23 protein-coding genes are annotated in these 20,989 nt (G+C 38.6%); 15 read left to right on the forward strand and 8 right to left on the reverse strand.

Features of this window, described 5'->3' with window-relative positions; all coding sequences use genetic code 11:
- The first annotated feature begins 70 nt into the window (after nt 1-70).
- Nucleotides 71-628: a nucleotidyltransferase family protein gene (locus LXM54_RS02930; protein ID WP_233313595.1), complete on the forward strand. Its 558-nt coding sequence runs from the start codon at nt 71-73 to the stop codon at nt 626-628.
- Nucleotides 629-680: 52 nt separating this feature from the next.
- Here LXM54_RS02930 and LXM54_RS02935 read toward each other — a convergent pair whose 3' ends face one another.
- From LXM54_RS02935 to LXM54_RS02945, 3 genes are all read right to left on the reverse strand, one after another.
- The gene (locus LXM54_RS02935; RefSeq protein WP_233313596.1) at nt 681-1,136 is read right to left on the reverse strand and encodes a GNAT family N-acetyltransferase; all 456 of its coding nucleotides are present in this window, start codon (nt 1,134-1,136) and stop codon (nt 681-683) included.
- A 176-nt stretch (nt 1,137-1,312) separates the two neighbouring features.
- On the reverse strand, nt 1,313-2,284 hold the full coding sequence (locus LXM54_RS02940) for a bile acid:sodium symporter family protein (RefSeq protein ID WP_233313597.1): 972 nt from the start codon (nt 2,282-2,284) through the stop codon (nt 1,313-1,315).
- 273 nt (nt 2,285-2,557) lie between these two features.
- Complete coding sequence (locus LXM54_RS02945; RefSeq protein WP_233313598.1) at nt 2,558-2,908, reverse strand: hypothetical protein; 351 nt, start codon at nt 2,906-2,908, stop codon at nt 2,558-2,560.
- 160 nt (nt 2,909-3,068) lie between these two features.
- Here LXM54_RS02945 and LXM54_RS02950 point away from each other — a divergent pair, with 160 nt between their 5' ends.
- From LXM54_RS02950 to LXM54_RS02975, 6 genes are all read left to right on the forward strand, one after another.
- A complete protein-coding gene (locus LXM54_RS02950) occupies nt 3,069-3,314 on the forward strand; it encodes a hypothetical protein (protein WP_233313599.1) in 246 nt (81 codons plus the stop codon).
- 98 nt (nt 3,315-3,412) lie between these two features.
- A complete protein-coding gene (locus LXM54_RS02955) occupies nt 3,413-3,721 on the forward strand; it encodes an antibiotic biosynthesis monooxygenase family protein (protein WP_233313600.1) in 309 nt (102 codons plus the stop codon).
- A 120-nt stretch (nt 3,722-3,841) separates the two neighbouring features.
- Nucleotides 3,842-4,276: an SRPBCC family protein gene (locus LXM54_RS02960; RefSeq protein ID WP_233313601.1), complete on the forward strand. Its 435-nt coding sequence runs from the start codon at nt 3,842-3,844 to the stop codon at nt 4,274-4,276.
- On the forward strand, nt 4,277-4,597 hold the full coding sequence (locus LXM54_RS02965) for an ArsR/SmtB family transcription factor (protein ID WP_233313602.1): 321 nt from the start codon (nt 4,277-4,279) through the stop codon (nt 4,595-4,597).
- A gap of 172 nt (nt 4,598-4,769) precedes the next feature.
- Nucleotides 4,770-6,452 carry an ATP-binding protein gene (locus LXM54_RS02970; protein ID WP_233313603.1) on the forward strand — a complete coding sequence of 561 codons (1,683 nt, stop codon included), beginning with the start codon at nt 4,770-4,772 and terminating at the stop codon, nt 6,450-6,452.
- Between the two features lie 92 nt (nt 6,453-6,544).
- The gene (locus LXM54_RS02975; RefSeq protein WP_233313604.1) at nt 6,545-7,135 is read left to right on the forward strand and encodes a restriction endonuclease; all 591 of its coding nucleotides are present in this window, start codon (nt 6,545-6,547) and stop codon (nt 7,133-7,135) included.
- A gap of 47 nt (nt 7,136-7,182) precedes the next feature.
- On the opposite strand, the gene LXM54_RS02980 is transcribed toward LXM54_RS02975, so the two are convergent.
- A complete protein-coding gene (locus LXM54_RS02980; RefSeq protein ID WP_233313605.1) occupies nt 7,183-7,953 on the reverse strand; it encodes a YhfC family intramembrane metalloprotease in 771 nt (256 codons plus the stop codon).
- A gap of 157 nt (nt 7,954-8,110) precedes the next feature.
- Between LXM54_RS02980 and LXM54_RS02985 the strand changes: the two genes are divergently transcribed.
- Nucleotides 8,111-8,425, forward strand: a complete 315-nt coding sequence (locus LXM54_RS02985; RefSeq protein WP_233313606.1) for a CHY zinc finger protein — start codon at nt 8,111-8,113, stop codon at nt 8,423-8,425.
- 10 nt (nt 8,426-8,435) lie between these two features.
- On the opposite strand, the gene LXM54_RS27870 is transcribed toward LXM54_RS02985, so the two are convergent.
- From LXM54_RS27870 to LXM54_RS02995, 3 genes are all read right to left on the reverse strand, one after another.
- Nucleotides 8,436-8,564: a hypothetical protein gene (locus tag LXM54_RS27870; RefSeq protein ID WP_267913273.1), complete on the reverse strand. Its 129-nt coding sequence runs from the start codon at nt 8,562-8,564 to the stop codon at nt 8,436-8,438.
- Nucleotides 8,565-8,849: 285 nt separating this feature from the next.
- Nucleotides 8,850-9,788, reverse strand: a complete 939-nt coding sequence (locus LXM54_RS02990) for an acetamidase/formamidase family protein (RefSeq protein WP_233313607.1) — start codon at nt 9,786-9,788, stop codon at nt 8,850-8,852.
- Nucleotides 9,789-9,866: 78 nt separating this feature from the next.
- Complete coding sequence (locus tag LXM54_RS02995) at nt 9,867-10,211, reverse strand: hypothetical protein (RefSeq protein WP_233313608.1); 345 nt, start codon at nt 10,209-10,211, stop codon at nt 9,867-9,869.
- Nucleotides 10,212-10,561: 350 nt separating this feature from the next.
- On the opposite strand from LXM54_RS02995, the gene LXM54_RS03000 reads away from it, so the two are divergent.
- A complete protein-coding gene (locus LXM54_RS03000) occupies nt 10,562-10,849 on the forward strand; it encodes a hypothetical protein (protein WP_233313609.1) in 288 nt (95 codons plus the stop codon).
- Between the two features lie 50 nt (nt 10,850-10,899).
- Here the strand turns inward: LXM54_RS03000 and LXM54_RS03005 are convergent, their stop codons facing one another.
- Nucleotides 10,900-12,210 carry a prolyl oligopeptidase family serine peptidase gene (locus tag LXM54_RS03005; RefSeq protein ID WP_233313610.1) on the reverse strand — a complete coding sequence of 437 codons (1,311 nt, stop codon included), beginning with the start codon at nt 12,208-12,210 and terminating at the stop codon, nt 10,900-10,902.
- Nucleotides 12,211-12,434: 224 nt separating this feature from the next.
- Between LXM54_RS03005 and LXM54_RS03010 the strand changes: the two genes are divergently transcribed.
- From LXM54_RS03010 to uxaC, 6 genes are all read left to right on the forward strand, one after another.
- Nucleotides 12,435-13,433: a LacI family DNA-binding transcriptional regulator gene (locus tag LXM54_RS03010; protein WP_233313611.1), complete on the forward strand. Its 999-nt coding sequence runs from the start codon at nt 12,435-12,437 to the stop codon at nt 13,431-13,433.
- 161 nt (nt 13,434-13,594) lie between these two features.
- Nucleotides 13,595-15,067, forward strand: a complete 1,473-nt coding sequence (locus LXM54_RS03015; protein ID WP_233313612.1) for a tagaturonate reductase — start codon at nt 13,595-13,597, stop codon at nt 15,065-15,067.
- A 50-nt stretch (nt 15,068-15,117) separates the two neighbouring features.
- Nucleotides 15,118-16,608: a UxaA family hydrolase gene (locus LXM54_RS03020; protein ID WP_233313613.1), complete on the forward strand. Its 1,491-nt coding sequence runs from the start codon at nt 15,118-15,120 to the stop codon at nt 16,606-16,608.
- A gap of 156 nt (nt 16,609-16,764) precedes the next feature.
- On the forward strand, nt 16,765-18,264 hold the full coding sequence (locus tag LXM54_RS03025; protein ID WP_233313614.1) for an MFS transporter: 1,500 nt from the start codon (nt 16,765-16,767) through the stop codon (nt 18,262-18,264).
- Between the two features lie 107 nt (nt 18,265-18,371).
- Nucleotides 18,372-19,508 (forward strand): glycoside hydrolase family 88/105 protein, encoded by a 1,137-nt coding sequence (locus LXM54_RS03030; protein WP_282581391.1) that lies wholly within the window; start codon nt 18,372-18,374, stop codon nt 19,506-19,508.
- A gap of 9 nt (nt 19,509-19,517) precedes the next feature.
- Nucleotides 19,518-20,942 carry a glucuronate isomerase gene (uxaC, locus tag LXM54_RS03035; protein ID WP_233313615.1) on the forward strand — a complete coding sequence of 475 codons (1,425 nt, stop codon included), beginning with the start codon at nt 19,518-19,520 and terminating at the stop codon, nt 20,940-20,942.
- The last annotated feature ends 47 nt before the right edge of the window (nt 20,943-20,989 follow it).

Here is a 20,989-nt window from a genome sequence, read left to right on the forward strand (position 1 = left end):
AGATATTTACAATTCACTTTTGCTCTCTGTTACTATTAAAAGGGAAGCAATAAAAAAAGAGGGTGTAATCATGATACAAACAGAATTAGACATTAAAGAGTGGATTCATGACGATGAATGGATGATGGACATTTTACGAACGGTCCGTAAGCTCAACTTGCCTGATTGGTGGATTTGTGCAGGGTTTGTCCGAACAAAAATCTGGGATAAAATCCATGGTTTTTCACATAGAACACCTCTTGCTGATATTGATGTGATTTATTTTGACTCAACCGAAATATCAGAAGAGAAGGAAAAGCAGCTAGAGAAAAAATTAGAACAATACAATCCGAATCTGCCATGGTCTGTAAAAAATCAAGCTCGCATGCATGTTTTAAATAACTTCCCGCCATATGAATCTTCTGCTGATGGGATAGCACATTTTCCTGAAACGGCTACAGCGCTTGGAGTAAAGCTTCATAAAGATGACAGCATCGTTCTTTGTGCTCCATGGGGGATAAAAGATGCTGTTTTCCTTGAGGTTAAACCAACCCCGCCCTTTAAGGCAAACAACAGACATATTTACGAGGCAAGAATAAAGCAAAAAAAATGGCATTCTGTATGGGATAAACTGCGTATCACAGAATAAAGAAAAAACGGTTTTAGGATGTGTGTTTCCTAAAGCCGTTTTCTTTGAAAAATTACAGCAGCTTTGTCATAAACATGCTGTTCTCATCATGTTTATAATCTGCAAATGGACCACAATAAGTAAATCCTAATGTTTCATATAGCTTTCTTGCAGGCAAAAAAGCATCCATTGAGCCTGTTTCAAGGCTTAAGCGTTCATAGCCGCGGAATTGTGCGGCTTCTAAAATATGTAACATAATTTGTTTAGCAACACCTTTTCGCAAGTGGGCAGGAGCAGTCTTTACCGATTTTACCTCTGCATGATTTTTATCCAATTCCTTTAATGCGCCGCATCCTAACAGCGCACCATCCTCCCAGGCGCTCCAAAACGTTATTTCCGGCTTGCGTAATCCCTCTAAATCAAGGGCGTGGATGCTTTCAGGCGGTGAATGAAGTGTCATGCTATGAAGGTGATCCTCTAATAAGCCTGCAATTTCAGGTCCTTGTAAATCATCAACTTTAATGATCAATGTATGTGTTCTCCTCTCTTTAAACTAATTGAAATGACAATCTAATAGTATTATCCTACCATAAGGTTATTTGAATAGCATTATTATTTAGAATATTACTATTTTAGTCAGTTTGAAAGAGAAATAGACTCACTTCACAGCTAAATGGTGATGATTTGCAAATATATGTTGAACATTTAAGCATGAAGGTTATTGTTAATTTCTGGATCTTCACTGTTATTTTTATCTTTCATTCTGCTGAACAGATTGGCAAGAAGCGAACCAGACAAGTTATGCCAAACGCTGAAAATGGCGCTAGGAACTGCTGCCAGCGGTGAAAAATGAGCTGTAGCAATCGCAACTCCCAATCCTGAATTTTGCATGCCTACTTCCATTGCCACAGCCTTTTGCTTGGCCAAGTCCATACCACAAAGACGTGCAAAGAAAAAGCCGATGATAAAGCCAAGGACGTTATGAAGGATAACGACTCCAAAAATAATCAGCCCAGTTTCAGCCAATCTTTCAGCACTGCCAGCAACAACGGCAGACACAATTAAAACAATCGCAATTACCGAAACAAGCGGCATCGCTTTAGCACCAGCTTTAGCCTGCTTTCCAAAAAAGCGTTTAACGATAAAACCAAGAACTAATGGAATGATGACAACTTGTACAATTGAAAGAAACAAGGAACCTACACTGATATGTATCCATTTACTTGCAAACAGCAAAATCAGCAATGGTGTCACAATTGGTGCTAATATCGTCGAAACGGATGCAATGGCAACTGCGAGGGCAACATTTCCTCTCGCCAAAAATACCATAACATTAGATGCTGTACCGCTTGGGCAGCAGCCTACTAAAATGACGCCAACAGCAATTTCACTTGGCAAGTCCAACCCAACTGCGAGCAAAAATGCAAGCAACGGCATAATGATGAAATGACCAATTACTCCAAGAGCAACATCCTTAGGACGTGTGAATACTTCTTTAAAATCGGATAATTCTAAAGTAAGCCCCATGCCGAACATAACAATCCCTAATAAAGGAACAATATAGCTGCCAATCCAAACGAAATGATTGGGCATAATGTAGGCAACAGCGGCAAAAATTAACACCCATAATGTAAATGTTTTTCCGGCAAAGCTGCTGATTTTCTCGATGACTCCCATAACGAAACCTCCAAAGTATGATAATTCAGATTTTTGTAATAAAAACACTAACTATATTAGATTAAATATTAAGAAAAATCAATGTTTGACTATTTAAATAAATCTGCTTACATTTTGAAGGCAAAGAATTAAATTATTGTAGAAAATGTGGGAGTGGGTAAGTTGTTAGGAGGAGAATGGGAAATATGTCTATTTTTCTACATTTGTTTGTGAAGTATTGCTTTTCTAACTATACTTGCTATAAATAAAATAGACTCTATTTCCCCTCGTAAACTATATTTCAACAATCACAGGAAATAATAATCCTGTTCTCGTTGCGATACGTTTCAGCTGCATTCTCAGCACAGGACTTTTTTGAATGATAATAATCATTCTTTCTACGCCGAATTCTTTATATAAACGAAATGAGTTTTCCATGTATGGAATCATCTCTTGGGTTAGAACATCCATGTTTTTACAATCGATGATTAATCTGTACTCTTTGACAGGCACTCCTATCATTTTATTTTTGTAATCAGTGACAAACTCGAAAACTTTAGAGGGATCAAAGGTACCTTCTATTAACATATCAATCGTTTTGGAGAAGTGATTCACCTTAATGTCAAAACATCCTTTTTTTTCCATAAGATTATATCTCCTTAATAGTACTTCTGTATGAATTTTTTGTAATTATAGCATAGAGATAAGTAAAATAGGATAAATTTCTGTTTCTGCATGTGGTTTTTCTTCATAAGGACAGGGAATAGTGAAATAAATGGATATTAATGAGAAAGCAGGTGGGAACATGAATGTGATTTCCTACGCTTACAGAAAAAAAGGCAGCATGGAATTTAAATATGATAAATTTGCTTATTCCAAAGTAATACTATACCCAATCAAAAACTATTATTTTATTAAATTTATAAAATGGAATGCATCAGACCCATATGTTACAACAAAAGATCTCGAAGAAATGGAAATACTTGCAAATGAGGAAATGGGAACACTGGAATTTTATCTGCAGCGCAAAGGACGAACACTGGCGAAATGAAGCTTTTTCCAGTGTTTTTTATTATAAGCTAAAAAAGGAGTTTATCTTTATAGACGCGAAATAAAAAAACAGAGATTAAGCAGATAGGGGAGAATGTTTTGGAACGGAAAGAGTATTATGCAGTTATTTTTACATCAAAAAGAACAGATGGAGAAAATGGCTATGGGAAAATGGCTGAGAGAATGGAAGAACTTGCTGGACAACAGCCTGGCTTTATTGGAATAGAAAGTGCAAGGGATGCAAACTTAGGGATAACCGTGTCCTACTGGGAATCTCTTGAAGCGATTAAACACTGGAAGGAGAATTCTGCACATCAAACAGCCCAAAAGCTAGGTAAATCAAGCTGGTATGAAGATTACTTTGTCCGTATTTGCAAAGTGGAAAGAGATTATGGAATGAACGAATAAGAAAAAATAAACAATAGTCATAATAGGGGAAGGCAGGTTGACATATAACCAAAAGGTGTTATAAGATAAAAGTGTAACCAAAAGGTGTTATTTAAATTAAACTTAAAGGAGCATGCCTTTATGACAATTAGTCAAAATCAGGACAAGGTGCAGGATATTGTCCAAACTATTACTATTGATGCGGACATACAGAAAGTCTGGAACTTTGTTTCCACTTCAGATGGAATTGCTGCATGGTTTATGCCAAATAATTTTGAGGCAAAGCTTGGCCATGAATTTCATCTGCAATCTCCATTCGGACCGTCACCTTGTAAGGTGACAGAAATAAATCCTCCTCATAAGCTTGCATTTGATTGGGATACGGAAGGATGGTTTGTCACATTCTCCCTGCAAGAGGTAAATGGAAAAACAGAATTTACTATTGTGCATGGTGGATGGAAGGCTAATGACGAATTAATTGGCAAGGCAAATGAAAAGTCAGCTATAATCCGCGATAGAATGAACCAAGGCTGGGGCGGCATTGTTCAAAAGCTGAAAAAGGAAGCAGAAGCGTAAATGACAGCTTCTGCTGTAAAACAAGATGTTTTTCAAGCAATTGCCGACCCAACGAGAAGACATGTGCTGAAGCTATTGTCTGAAAAGGATATGCCAATCTCTGAAATCTCAAGCCAGTTTCCAGTAAGCAGGACAGCAATTGTCAAGCATTTGCAAGTGCTGGCAGATGCAAGACTTGTCACAGCAAAAAAGGCAGGCAGAGAAAAAATTTACTCTCTTCAGCCGGAACCCCTTGCGGAGGTTCAAGAATGGATTTCTTATTACGAACAGTTCTGGCACAATAAACTGTCTGTGCTTAAGCATTTAATAGAGGAAGAATAACAAAAAAGGCGCTTAAAAGGCGCCTTTTTCCTTTTGGTGAAATTCTTCACTGCAAGCAGAATGTACTAGGAAAATTACCAAAAAATATGTATGATAGAAAAGGAAAAGTAAGCGATATCAAAAATTCATCTTTACGTTTATAAACACGCTACATAAGAAAGTGGGGACTTGGATGGCAATTAACAGCTTTAGACATAATATTCCTCCTGAAACAGCTCTTAGCAAAAATACAAAAATCAGAAATGGTACCCATATTTTATATGTATCTGCAGAGTTTGAAAAATACATAGATAATGCGCTGTCTTTTTTAACTGCCGGAATTGAATTAAATCAAGGGATTCTTTTTATAGACAGCAACAAAGTCCGCTCCATCGTTGTTGCTAAACTCCAAATCCAAGGTATTACTAAATCACAATTGGAATCTATACTTTTTGTAGATAATGAGGACTTCTATGAACCGAGTAGGCCGCTTAATCCTGACAGAATGTTTCGGAAATTCTCAGAAACGATAGGTCCCCTTTTAAAAACTGGAAAACCAATTAGGCATTGGGGAAAGGTGATTTGGCTTGACGGACAGGTTAACTTGCTCGAAAAGCTAACGAAATATGAAGGTTGTGCCCAACAGTTTATCAAAAAAGTCAACAGCTTTGGCATCTGTGCATTTGATGGGATGAAGCTGCCAGCAACCGTACAAATGGAGATCATGAAATTTAATCAATACATTATGTCTGATAATGAGTTTGTAGTATCAAGCTTTTATGACAAAGAGAATCTGCATCCTTCCATTCGGAAGGAAATGATTTATGAGACTGCTATATCTTCCTTGAGAATTGCACAATCACATTATGCAAGAATTATAGAAGAAATGCCTGACGCCGTTTTTATCACTTCACGTGGCAATATAGCATATACAAACAAATCGGCTTTAAAGTTAATGAAAGCAAACACGGAGAATCTTCAACATAAAGTAGTATGGGATATCATTGACCCAGCCTATCATGAAGAGATTAAGCAAAAGGCTGCAAATGTTCTTAATAAGGATCGATTTTCTACATGTGAAGTTAAATTAATAGCAATGACTGGCAAAAAAGTCGATGTAGAAGTATTGTCGTTTCCCTTCGTTTTTGAGGATAAGGAAACGATTATTCATATTGCGAGAAACATAAAGGAACGTAAAGAAAATCATGAGCTGATGATAAGGAATGAGAAGCTGGAAATTGCAGGTCAGCTTGCTGCAAGCATTGCCCATGAAATCAGAAATCCGCTTACAGCTATTAAAGGGTTTATGAAGCTGGCAGAACAAGGGTCCTTAAACATTAAAGATGTGTATCCAATCTTAGATGCTGAAATTAATCGGATTGAGACAATTTCCAGTGAATTATTATTGCTAGGAAAGCCAGTGTCGACAGAAATTAAAGTGATGGATTTGTCCAAGCTTTTATATGATATCTGTACCTTTATGCAATCACAGGCAAATATGGAGAATGTGATGCTTCATTTTGAAATAATGGACAAGCCGTTATTTTGCAGATGTAATGGAGATCAAGTGAAGCAAGTATTTATGAATATCATAAAAAATGCGATTGAAGCAGTGCCTCACGGCGGTAAAATTATGGTCTATGCCAAGGAAGCGGATGGACATGCTTTGTTTGAGATAATCGATAATGGTGTGGGCATTCCTGAAGATATTCAAGACAGGCTAGGGGAGCCATTTTATACAACAAAGGAAAAGGGAACTGGTCTCGGTTTAATGGTTTGCTATAACATTATTGAACAGCATAACGGACATATTCGATTTCATTCCGCAAAAGGAGTAGGAACAACCTTTACGGTGAGCATTCCATTGGATTCATAAAAGCTTCAGGCAGCAGCTTTTTACAACCTTTTGTGATTTTTTGTATAATTATATTCTCTCTGTCTATCCTTATGAATAAGGAGGGAACAGTTTTGCTATTTTTCGAAGTAATTGCAGGTATACTGATTGTCCTTGCTTTCATTCATTTTTTCTGGACAAAAAAGCAGGAGAATTATAAGGACAGTCTGATACTACAGCATCTCCATACAAGTCAGGAAATAAGAAAAACGTTAGCAATGGGTTTGTTTCTGCGTTTTCTTCCAGCTGATAAGCAAATTACAAGCAGTCCGGTCTGGGTGAAAGAGGAAGTAACCTTAGAGTTATTTGCTGCAAACCTGCTGGAAAGAACAAGAGGTGGCACAGCTTGGGTGCTGAATGATACAGATGAAACGGGTGTAAACTTGGAGCACCAAACAAAAGATGGGCTGTACTTAGGACAAATTAATAGCAATCAGCATGAAGTCGGGGTTGAACAAATTGCCTTGATTCATTCAAACATCATAAAAAAACGTGCAGCAGGCGGTTATGTGATAACAGCTGGCACCTTTACGCCTAAGGCAATCACTTATGCTAAGGGGCTGAATATAGAACTAATGGACGGCATGGCACTTGCTGATCTATGGCTAGTAAGCTTAAGGAATGCGGAAAAGGAAATGAGTAGTATTAGGCCGCAGCTGACATAAAAAAAGGAAAATTCTCTGCGTGCTAAAGAGAATTTTCTTTTTTTTAGTTAATGAAATCTGTTTTTTATTCGGTAAGTGAAAATGACAGAGATTACTGCAATGCTGAAAAGAATTGCTTCTACAGCCAGCAGGCTTTTGATGACTCCCGCTTGGTATAAGCCTGGCAGGAAGTTAGCAGCAGCATGAAACAGAATCGCATACATTAAATACTTCCATTGTTTTTCCCTTATTGAAAGTAAAACGAGGATAGACAAGGCAATATGAAGGGCTATGGCACATATTCTTTCCATTCCGCCTGCAGCAAACAGCCATATGCTTGCGTTGGCAAGCTGTTCCTTGATGAGATTCAGCTGTCCCTCAGGGAGAGAAGCACCAAGCGTTTGCTCAAGACTTCCAGATTGGATAAGAAAATAAATGACTAACGTATTTACAGCAGAAAAAGCTCCGATTAAAACCGATTCTGTTCCGCCATGCCCGAGCCCATAGGAAAGTCCGTCTCTGTAAGACCGGTTGTTTTTTAACACTACTTGAAACGCAAAATATCTGCCGACTTCCTCAAATATTCCCGCCGCAAATGCCCCATATACTGCGAAAATATAAGGATTGTCTGTCCATTTCAATGCAATTCCTGATGGGGCAAGGACAGCTATATGCAAAAGCTTTTCTAGTATTTGTGAAAACAAAATAAAGATGAGTACTCCGGCTCCGAAAGCTTTCCAGGTAAACATGTTTTTAACACGCAGCACAATTAAGAGGATGATGGGAATAATGACAGTTAACACAATTTGTAGCAAGACTCCTGTAAGAATCGTAGACATAACTTTTCCTCTCCTTTCCATTTATCTGTTATATATAATGTATAACAGAAAGAAAAGGGTGTCAATTACTAATGGGTATTTCTTAAAGAGATTGGAATGGAAGTATTCTAAAAAATCATTGTATAATATAATCAGTTCTGCTTTAGGAGGAAAGACTATGCAAGTTCACGGATTTACGATAGATAATGAGACGAGATGCAAGCACTATCACAGTGCTATTGATGTTATCGCCATTAAATTCTATTGTTGTAATACATACTATCCTTGTTATAAATGTCATGAAGAGGCAGCAGATCACAAAATTCAAGTTTGGCCGAAATATAAATTTGCGGAGAAGGCTATTCTTTGTGGTGTGTGCAATACAGAGCATTCCATTGCTTCGTACAAGGAAATGAGCTCTTGTACTGTTTGTGGTGCGAAGTATAATGACAGATGTTCCTTACATCATCATTTATACTTTGCAGCGGAATAATAATATTAATTCAATTCAGCCACTTGCCGATAGCCCGAAACAGAAACCGCACGAGAAGATAAAGGGGTTCAGCTAATTCCATTGCTAATTCTGCCGCGTCAGCACGATCCTTTTTTTCCTTTTTCTTTTTTAGTTTCATTTCTTTAACCTGCCTCCTGTGATTTCGTTATATTTGTATTACTTGTATATTAACTATTTATACAAGTAATACGCGCTGATTTTTAAAAAGTTTCAAAATATGGAAAAGAAGAGACAAAACAAATATAACCTATGTAAATCAGTGTCCTTCACTTCAATCCCCTAAGTTAATAAATAATGTATTAAAACCGAAAATACAAAAAACCAAACTATTAATCAATAAAGGATATAAATAGTTTGGTTTTGAATTAGATTTACATACGTATGTTCCAGCATGTTTTTCCAGTCATGATCTTATTGCGCCGAAAGGCAATACGGCATGCACTCCCTTTACGCCATTGACAACTTGCGTAATCCGCAGATCAACAGCGGCACTTGCTAAGGCAGCAGCTTCTGTTCTGTTGATTTGGTATGTATTTTGCATGAAAGAAATCATTTCATTTAAGGCATCTGCTGCTGCGATATTTAAGTCTTCATTAAATCCTAGTGTTATCCAGCCTGAGGGTGTTTTTGCAATGGGTGCTTTCAGCTTCATATCATTCCTAACAATAAGCGTAATGTCAACAAGTTCCATCGGACACTCAATTGCAGTACCAGAAATTTCTCCGTCCCCTTGCAGCGCATGTCCGTCGCCTATAGAGAAAAGGGCATGCTCAACAGCAACAGGCAAAAACAGGCTGCTGCCTTTCACCAATTCCTTACAATCGATATTTCCGCCACAATAACGGGGAGGAGGTGTTGCGTGCACGCCTTCTTCCATTGGCGCCACTCCCATTACTCCCATAAATGGTTTAAGAGCAACTGTAAATGTTTTTCCATTTATATTTGTGCTGCCTGTCATTTGCTGTGAGTCAAGCTTCCAGTCAAGCTGAATCCTTTCTTCGTCTGCAATCCCAAGTGTGAGATTCTGCCAATTTTTAATACCGCCGCTCCAATTTCTGCCGTACCAGCCTGGGACAATCTCATTTATTTTAATTTCCAACACCATACCTGGCTGCGCATTTTTAACAGCAATTGGTCCAATCATTGGATGGCCGGGCTTTTTTTCCTGCTGACTGGAAATGAATGTTTTGTATTCAGCAGTTTCTGATTCAGAAAAGCCCCACTCAATATCTAAAGTTTGTAATTGAATACTGTCTCCTGATTCAACTGTCAGCACAGGGCGGTAGTCCTTGCTGAACGAACCATGAAAATTTTCTTGCTTTAAAGTTAATATATGTTTCAAGCAAACACTCCTTTCTTTTGCCTTTTATTTCTATATCCGAATAAAAAAACCCTTTTTCAGGAACTGAAAAAGGGTTTTTTAATAATAATTTTTTTCATCAGGAGTATGAATTTTTGTAAGAGTATGCACTTTTGTCGAAATTAATTTAGAAGATAGACGCTGCTTTAATGTAGGAAATATATGGCTGACATAATCATCTATCGTTCGGCAATAAGCTATTTCAGACAAATATATTTCAAAAGAACAGGACACACGAACGTGAATATCTCCATCTAAATCAAAGGGTTCAGAAACGGAAAGCACCTCGTATTTATCAGAAAACTTATTTTTTACTCCGTTAATCTTTTTCGACACATGCAGTTTATAGTTAGAAGTTTGTGTCGGCTTATAGTTAAAGTCTACTATACCAATTGCATTAATCATTGTTTCCTCCAAAAAAATAGACTAATAATGATTATACCATTTTAACAGAAGATGATAAGAGGAAACAGTAAAACGTTATGATTGGAAAAAGCAGGCATATAAGTAAGGGAGAGTCATATATATAAATAGTACGGCTTAAAGGGTGTTATGGTCTTTATCCTTTTCTTTTATTTCTTTGGCTCTGTAACACCGCTATTATTCTCTTAAAAATTTTTGCTGTTGCTTAAGAGACGATTATGCAGTTTAGACCAGCCATTCCATTTCATTACAGAGTTTATTTTTATGAAGGTTGGCCATTCATTCCTGAATCTAAAGGGAATGGAAAAATAATTTTTCATAAAGGAGACTATATGAATACAAAAGCAAAAATCAAAGGTGTAAAGTATAAGCCAGAGTATAATCATCCGAGATATAAAGTGAAATTAGAGACACCAGAGGGAAAAGAGCTAATCATAGAGTTCGATTATACAGACACATCAGGGAAGAAGGGCTATAAACCGATCGGTGTGAGACATGATGGAGAAGATATGGGTGTAAAGCTTTCATGGTATTCAAGGCATGTAGAAGGAATGACTGTATCTGAATTTTTGCGGATTTTAGCATTTAAGATAAATAAAAAATATAAAGTGATTTCTTAAATACTTAAATTGGTATCGAAAGCGGCTGGGCAACAGCCGCTTTCTTTTATTTATTGCAATGTTTTGGAAGAAAGCCATTCCATAATCGTCATGTTTTTACCGTTAATAGCCGTTACAGGGTCGTTGTTAAAAACATAAATCCAAGACCAGTGACCATCATATTGATAAGCACTTCCATCTGCATTGCGGTATAATCCGGATGTGTCATGGACGTCGTTATATAAGCTTAAATGGACATCTTGTGCATTTGCGGCAATAAGCCTTTCGTATGTTGGCAATGTGTTTAATTCTGGAAGCAACGTTGTATCATTTTTGGCTGTTACAAACCAGGTTGGTGTTTCTTTTAGAGCTGTAATATCTTCATCTGTTACATATTTATCATTTAAACCTTCGCACACAGGAAAGGCTGCTGCGAAATAGCCAGGGTGATCACGAGTCATAAGCAGTGTCATATAGCCACCATTTGAAGCTCCGCCGATATAAATACGATTTTTGTCAATGTCACGATTCTTGTTAACATATTCTTCAATGAGAGACATCAATGCTTCTGAATATTTGGAAGTGCCATCTGCTCTGCCTGTCAGCCCATCCATCCAATAAGTTGGAGCTTGAGGTGCCAATACGTATGCACCACCAAAAATGGATTGCATGTCGTCAGAAGCAAAATTCACTGCTTTGTTTCCAGAAATAGGGATGGTGGCATCCGTCCCGCCTTCACCGCCGCCATGCAGCCAGATAATTAACGGGTTTTTCTGTTTATCCTTTGCAGGGGCGAAATCAGCATATGTCAATGTAGTGCCATCAGCTGAATGTTTTCCTAAAGAAAATTCACCTACCAGGCCATTTTCTGTCCCCTTGTATGAAGTGACAAGAAGGCCGGAAATCGACTTACCTTTAGTTTTAATATCCTTTGCTTGTTGAATTTCATAACTAAAATCAACCCATTCGTTTAAGCCTGTTGCAAAGTCATAGTTCATCGCCGCACCTATTGTCACAGTTGGGCCGTGCTCGAGTTCAATAACTACATATTTGCCGTTTTTGGCAGCGTTTCCATTTTTGTCGGAAACAAAGGCATTTGTAACATTATTATAACCTTCCTCTAACAGGGGATTGGCAAGCCTGCTGTCACTCCTTGTGACATGTACTTTAAAAGTGTCTTTATCTACGCTGTTTTGGGGAATAGTTTTTCCAATATCTACAATTAGCTTGGTTACTGCTGGACCCCAATCCTTCACTTCGATAACTGTGCGATAAGAAGTATTATTCTTCCCTTTTTGTGCAGCACTTGCACCAGTGCTGTAAGAGAAAACTAAGATGAAGCCTAAAGTAAACAATAATGCAGATTTTATGTACTTGTTCATGTTTTAGCAGCTCCTCTCTTATGTTTATGAAACGCTTACAAAAATAATGCTATCATGTTGGCAGACTTGTGATAAGGGATAAAAATCCTATTTTAGCAAGTTAACCCATTAATATAGTAAAAAGTCATCGTACGGAAGCATTATTTTGCTTTTTGCTTGTCTTGACCATTGCTGAAATATTCAAGTAAACTAATAGAGAAACCATGAAAAAGTGAGTGATACCATTGGGTGTAACGATAAAGGATATTGCTAAATTAGCAAACGTGTCACATACGACTGTTTCTAGAGCGCTAAATGGAAGCCCTCTAATAAAACCAGATACAAGAAAAAAAATCTTGGAGCTGGCAGAACAGCTCCAGTATGTGCCTAATTATAGTGCCAAAAGTCTTGTCCTGAAGAAATCCTATACGATCGGCTTGTTCTTTACGAGCATATCAAATGGGACTTCGGCAAGCTTTCTTGCCAATGTAATAAAAGGAGTAAATGGGGAGATAGATGAGAATTATAATTTGTTTGTCAGAGGAATAGATGACTTTAAAGATTTAGCGGCAATCAACAGCCAAAGGTTTGACGGTATTGTCTTGATGAGCCAAAGCGATGACGATGATGCATTCATCCAGCATGTGCAAAACCAAAATATACCGATAGTTGTTCTAAATCGGGAAATTGATGATCCTTTCATTACGAATATTCTATCCAATGATGAATCTGGTGCAATGGAGGCAACTAGTTACTTAGTACAGCAGGGGCATGAACGGATTGGGATTATTGAAGGGAAAGAAAGCTTTAAAACAGCAGTAAAAAGAAAAAATGGCTATATGCAAGCATTGCTGCAAAGCGGCTTGGCCATAAACAAACGGTATATGGTTAAAGGCAGCTATGATATGGAAAGCGGCTATCAAGCAATGGAAAAACTTTTAGGATTAAACAATCCACCAAGCGCTGTTTTTTGTTCCAATGATGATATGGCTATCGGAGCGATTAATGCAGTATTTGCAAAGGGGTTGCATGTGCCTGACGATATTTCGATTGTAGGCTTCGACAACAGCCCATTCTCCCAATATGTAACACCAAAGCTGACAACTGTTCAGAGACCGATTGAGCAGATCAGCAGAAAAGGAGCGAAAAAATTGCTTGAACTTATTAATGATCCAAATGAGACTGGTGAAAGTGTTTTCGTTAAAACAGAACTGATTGTCCGAGATTCTGTACTCAATATATAATATAAATCAAAATGTTCACGTGAGCATAATCGGATGATTATGCTCATATTTTATTAGTAAAAGGTTGATAGAAATGGAAATCGAATGTATATTAATTTTGTATACGTTTTATTTGGCTTCACTCAAAATGTTAACGTGTGCATAAAAAGGAGGCGTTTTAGTTGAATAACAGCATAAAAGATTGTTGGACGAAAAAGTCTGGGAGATACCCTGAGAAAATCATTCAATTTGGCGAAGGTAATTTTCTGCGGGGCTTTGTAGATTGGCAAGTAGATAAGATGAATAAAAAAGCAGATTTTAAAAGCAGTGTAGCAGTTGTGCAGCCTCGTGCAAACGGAACAGTCTACAAGCTGAACGACCAAGACGGACTTTATACTTTATTTCTTCAAGGCATTAAAGATGGCGAGGCCGTCAGAGAGCATACAGTAATTGAAGCAGTTTCAAGAGGGATTGATCCGTATCAGCAATACGATGAATTTTTAAAACTCGCAGAAAATCCAGAGCTGCGCTTTATCATTTCCAATACGACAGAAGCAGGCATAGCTTATAATCCTGAAGACAAGTATACAGATACACCTCCAAGCAGCTTTCCAGGGAAGCTGACAGCATTATTGTATCATCGTTACATGCATTTTAAAGGAAGCAAGGATAAGGGAGTTGTCATTATTCCATGTGAATTAATTGACAGGAATGGAGAAGAATTAAAAAAAATCGTCCTTCAATATGCGGAATTATGGAAATTGGAAAGTGATTTTGTTGAATGGTTAACAGAACCTACAATTTTTTGCTCGAGTTTAGTAGACAGGATTGTTCCAGGCTATCCGAAGGATTCCATTAAGGAAATTACCGAAGAATTAGGGTATGAGGATAGCCTTATCGTAGTAGGAGAGCAATATCATTTATGGGTTATTGAGGGACCTGATTGGCTGAAGAAAGAATTACCTTTAGAGGAGGCAGGACTTAATGGATTCATCGTAAATGATATGACACCATACCGAACGAGAAAGGTGCGGATTTTAAATGGAGCACATACAGCGCTAACACCGGTTTCTTATTTATGCGGACAAGAAACGGTGGGCGAAGCGATGCTTGATGAGCAGATCGGCGGGTTTGTCAGGAGCCTGATCTTCGAAGAAATTATCCCAACAATTGACCTTCCTGAAGAGGAGCTAATCATGTATGCGAATGACATTATCGACCGCTTCTTAAACCCATATATTACCCACTATGTTATGGATATTTCCTTAAATTCTATTTCAAAGTTTAGAACAAGAGATTTGCCGACATTATTGGAGTATGCAGAACGAAAGGGCGAGCTTCCACAGAAGTTAGTTTTTTCGTTCTGCGCTCTCCTCTCCTTTTACAAAGGCAAACGGGGTCAAGATATAATTATCCTTCGTGACGATAAGGAAATTATCTCATTTTTTGATAAACAATGGAGTACAGTGGACGAAACCCGCACCTCTCTTTACAGCTTTGTCACCTCCGTTTTAGGAGAGAAAGCGTTGTGGGGGCAAGACTTAAGTGCAATCGAAAGCCTAGCTGACACTGTTACAGACTATCTTATGATGATGGAAACTTCCGGAATAAGAAATGCCCTTCAAGCATGCATGGAAAATAAAAAATCACTGTAAATAGCTGTCTGGAAAGTAGTCTAAATACTTAAATAAATGGAGGAGTAGACATGCGGGATTTTATTAAAATCAACGAAAGGGACAATTGTATAGTTGCCCTAAAAAACTTAAAAGCAGGCACTAAGCTGGTTGTAGACGGCAAGGAACTGACATTAACAGAGGATATTGGATATGGGCACAAAATCACTATTGAAAAAGTTGCTGCTAACAGTGATATTATCAAATACGGCTTTCCAATTGGCCATGCAACAACAGATTTGCTGGCAGGCAGTTGGGTGCACACACATAACACCAAAACAAATCTGTCTGGCATCGAGGAATATAGCTATTCTCGGCAAATTAGAGATAACCCGTATACAAAGGTAAATAAAACATTTAAAGGATACAGGAGAAAAAATGGCACTGTCGGTATTCGCAATGAACTATTTATTGTGCCCACAGTCGGCTGTGTTAACGGGATAGCTGACTTAATTGTAAAGGAATTCATCCGTGAAGTCGGCGATATTTCCCCTTTTGAAAACATTCAAGTAATCAAGCATAATTATGGCTGTTCTCAGCTTGGAGATGACCATGAGTATACTAAGACAATTCTCGGAAATGCAGCAACCCATCCGAATGCTGGCGGTGTATTAGTGCTAGGACTAGGCTGTGAGAATAATATTATTGAAGATTTTAAAGACTCCCTTGGAGAGTTCGATGAGAGCAGAGTGAAATTTTTGTCCTCCCAATCTGTGTCCAATGAAATAGATGCTGGCGTATTGCTGTTAAAAGAGATTTATACAAATGCAAAAAGCGACGTGCGGGAGGATGTTCCTTTATCCGAATTAAAAGTTGGGCTGAAATGCGGCGGTTCAGATGGCTTTTCTGGTATTACCGCAAATCCTTTGCTTGGACGCTTTTCTGATTTTTTAATAGCGCAAGGCGGAACAACTGTGTTAACGGAAGTGCCAGAAATGTTTGGTGCAGAGAAGATTTTAATGGAGCGGGCTGATACAAAAGAGGTGTTTGAAAAGACAGTAGCTTTGATCAATGATTTTAAGCAGTATTTCATGCGTTACAACCAGCCTGTTTACGAAAATCCTTCTCCAGGGAACAAAGCAGGCGGAATTACAACACTTGAAGACAAATCACTTGGATGCACCCAAAAGGCAGGGTCAGCGAAAGTCGTAGATGTGCTGAAATATGGAGAGAAGCTCGCTAAACACGGTCTAAATCTGCTAAGTGCTCCAGGGAATGATCTTGTGGCAACATCTGCGTTAGGTGCATCTGGCTGCCAGCTTGTTTTATTTACAACAGGGAGAGGAACGCCATTTGGCAGCTTTGTACCAACGATTAAAGTGTCGACAAATACACCTCTTTATCAAGAAAAATCACACTGGATTGACTTTAATGCGGGCAGCCTGCTTGAGGATGTAGAGGAAGAGGCCGTCCTTGAGGAGTTTATTAACTATATTATTGATGTTGCCAGCGGGATGCAGGTAAATCACGAGAAAAATAACTTTAGAGAAATTGCTATTTTTAAAGATGGTGTAACGTTATAGGATGGAAGGTGTGGAAATTTTCACACCTTCCAAAATATTTTGTGACAATAAGATGACATCGATTGCTCAACGGTGAACAATCTACTATAATAACAAATGTTAACGTTAACATTTTTTGAACAAGAATTATTAATACATGTAGGGAGAGAAGGGAATATGGCTAGAAAGATAGGTCTGACACATCAGCTTGCTTATGGAAGCGGTAACTTATTAGGAAGTGGAGCACTCGCTATCAGCGGAGCGTGGCTGATGTATTTTTTAACTACTTTTTGCGGTTTGTCTGCAGTTCAGGCAGCCTCCATCTTTTCAATCGCAAGTATAGTGGATGCGATCAGCAATCCAATCATGGGATTTATAACAGATAATTTCCATAAGACAAAGCTCGGCCGCAAATTTGGCAGACGGCGATTCTTTATTTTACTCGGAATCCCCCTTATGCTAGTGTATCCAATGATTTGGATGGAAGGGTTCGGATACTGGTATTATTTATCTGCATATATACTGTTTGAATTGATCTATACAGGTATCATGGTTCCTTATGAAACGATTGCTACAGAGATGACAGACAGCTTCTCTATGCGGACAAAGCTGACAGGCTATAAGGCTATCTTCGGTAAAATCGCGGGCTTTTTAGCAGCATTCATACCAGGACGTTTTATCGCAGAATATGGACAAGATGTGGCGAAGCCATTTTTTTACACAGGCATCGTGTATGGAGTCATTATGATGCTAGCCATGCTTGCGCTATATCTATTCTCGTGGGAGAGACCGCTTGAGAGTATTAAGAATGAGGACAGCGCCGGCAATCTCTTTGAATCTTTGAAAAAGCTTGTGGTTGATATGCTGTCTACTTTCAAAATCAGAACCTTCAGGCATCATTTAGGAATGTATTTGTTTGGTTTTGGTGCAGAGTGGCTGTTCGCTTCTGCGTTTACTTATTTTATTATTTTTGGATTAGGACAAAGCTCGGAGGTTGTATCCAATCTAAACAGCATGAACTCTATTCTGCAATTGATTTCAACAGCAATCTTTATCGGGATATGTTTGAAGATGGGCTTTGCCAAGCCGTATAGAATGGCGTTAACGATTGTTGTTCTTAGTGTAATAGGCTATACGGCGCTTTTTTTAACTGGATCTTCTAATCTTGTCATTTTGATCATTGTTATTACAGCTATTTTCGGATTTGGTACTGGCGGTGTTTACTATATTCCATGGACAGTATACACATTCTTAGCTGACGTTGATGAGCTCGTGACTGGAAGACGAAGGGAAGGAATATATGCGGGCACAATGACATTTGCAGGAAAGCTTGTTCGCGCTGTTATCGTCTTTTTGTTAGGATGGATTTTGGAGAAATTCGGCTTTGTTTCCGGCAATGCGGCACAGCCTGAATCTGCTGTCAATGCCATTGTATGGGTGTTTGCCGTTGGAGTCATCACGCTTGCCATAATCGCTATTTTAGTCACATACAAGATGAAACTGGACAGCAAAACACATGCGATGATTATAAAAGAAATAGAAAGAATCAACAATGGCGGTTCCAAACAGGAAGTAGACAAGGAAACGAAGGAAATAGTGGAATATTTAACAGGCTTTAAGTATGAACAGTGCTTTGGAAACAATTCGCTCGGCTATCAAAGCAGGAAAACGGTTTAGAAATAACGACAGACAGAAAAGTTTATTGTTGAAAAAATTCTTGAAAACTCTTACACTATAAATATAAATGTTAACGTGAACATAAAATGAACAAGAGGTGAGTAAAGGTGGAGAAAACGTTTGAAAAGAAGAAAACTTATAACGGCTGGGGAGCAAAAGCTGCGAAAAGCGTGATGAAAAGAAAGCCGGAAATTAACCCGAAGATGAAGTGGGAATACGAAGACGGCGTCGTTCTGGAAGGAATGTACCTGCTATGGAAGCAGACGGGTGACAGAGAATATTTAGACTATATTCAACGAAATCTTGATTTGTTTGTCGACGGGGTCGGCAATATTCCAAAATACAGCTTAAAGGAATTCAATATTGATCATGTTAATAACGGAAAAATTCTTCTAGATTTGTATAAAGAAACAAGGGATGAAAGATACAAAAAGGCCGCTGATCTGTTAAGAGAACAGCTGCGCCGCCATCCCCGTACGAAGGAAGGATCTTTCTGGCATAAACAAATATATCCTTACCAAGTGTGGCTTGACGGTTTATATATGGGATCTGTATTTTACGGTAAACATGTCCATTTCTTCGGGAAAGAAGAAGATTGGGAGGATGTCATCAATCAATTTCTGCTGTGTGAAAAGAACACGAAGGATGAAAAATCAGGATTACTGCATCATGCCTATGATGAAATGAGAGCACAGCCATGGGCAGATAAACAAACAGGACTGTCAAAGCATTACTGGGGCCGTTCAATCGGCTGGTTTGCGATGGCGCTTGTGGATGTTCTGGACTTTTTGCCAAGCAGCCATCCGCAAAAGCAGAGGTTAATAGAAATGCTTGAGGAAGTTCTTGCAGCTGTTATGAAGGTGCAAGATAAAGAAACTTCGCTTTGGTATCAGATTATGGATCAAGGCACTAGAAAAGGTAATTATTTAGAATCCTCTTGCAGCTGCATGTTTCTCTATTCTATCGCCAAAGGTGTGCGCCAAGGCTATCTCGGTGACGAATGGTTTGCAGTTGCAGAAAAAGTTTATGAAGGCATTCTCGACGAATTTATTACAGAAACAAAAGAAGGCTATATTAATGTTAATAAAATCTGTTATGTCGGCGGGCTTGGCGGTGCTGATAAGAGGGATGGGTCTTTCGCTTATTATATCAGTGAACCGATTGTTACAAATGACCATAAAGGAGTCGGACCATTTATTTTAGCAAGTGCTGAGATGGAATGGCTTAATCAAAAACGGAAATAGGGGGATATTATGAAGCGATTTATGGATGAGGAGACTTTTTTGCTTAATAACAAATGTGCTAAAGTGCTGTACCATGACTATGCGAAGGATCTGCCTATCATTGATTATCATTGCCATTTAGACCCGAAAGCAATCGCAGAGAACAAACGCTTCAAGAATATAACGGAAATATGGCTTGGCGGCGACCATTATAAATGGCGGGCGATGCGCACATTTGGGATTAATGAAGAGTTAATCACAGGAAGCCGTTCAGACAGTGAAAAATTTAAGGCGTGGGCAGAAACACTTCCCTATACAATCGGCAATCCTCTGCTCCATTGGTCTGCGATGGAAATGAAAAAATACTTTCAGATAGAAGAGCAGCTGTCAGGAGAGAATTGGCAAGAAATTTATGATGCTTGCAACAGACAAATAAGCAGTGAGGCATTCTCCGCACAAAGTCTTATTACAGGATCTAATGTGGAGTGGATTTGTACGACAGATGATCCTGCTGATACTTTGGAGCATCATCAGGCATTATCAAACAGTGCTTTTAGTACAAACGTTACCCCGACATTCAGACCTGACAGACTATTGAGAATTGGCAGAGAGGACTTTCATGAATATGTGCAAACTTTGGAAAAGTCCGCCCGCTTATCCATAAATAGCTTTCACCAGTTTGTCGATGCAATCATGGCTCGGATTATGCATTTTAATGAAAATGGCTGCTTTATTTCAGATCACGCCTTTACAACCATTCCGTTTGCCAAAGCAACGGAAAGTGAAATGGAGGCCATATTTGCGAAAAGACTGAATGGCGGACAGCTGTCAGATTTTGAAGTGGAGCAATATGAAACAGAGCTTATGCTTATATTAGGAAGAAAATATGCGGAGCTTGGATGGACAATGCAGCTGCATATTGGTGCGGCAAGGGACCCTAATACGAAAATGGTAAGAAGACTTGGCTCGGATTCCGGCTTTGATTTTATCGGTGATTGGAATTATGGAGAGAAGCTTTCTAGGCTGTTAAATGAACTAGAGTCAGAGGATGCTTTGCCGAAAACCATTTTGTACAATTTGAATGCTGTACATAATGATGTACTGGCAACATTGGCCGGCTCTTTTCAGGAGGGCGGCATAAAGGGGAAGATTCAGTTTGGAACTGCTTGGTGGTTTAATGATCAAAAAGATGGGATGGAAAAGCAGCTTTCCTCTTTATCTAATTTTGGTCTGTTAAGTACCTTTATCGGCATGCTGACAGATTCCCGCTCTTTTATGTCCTATCCACGCCATGATTATTTCAGGCGTATATTATGCAATCTTATCGGCAATTGGGTAGAACTAGGAGAAGCGCCTAATGATAGGAAGCTACTCGGTAAAATTGTTCAGGATATTTCTTATAATAATGCCGTTAATTTTTTCAGCCTAAGGGATAGAGTAGAAAGAAGACCATAAATAAAGGCTCTTGCTGTTTAGGGCAGCAAGAGCCTTTATTTTAATAT

The organism is Bacillus sp. Au-Bac7, assembly GCF_021341655.1.
Lineage (GTDB): Bacteria > Bacillota > Bacilli > Bacillales > Cytobacillaceae > Niallia.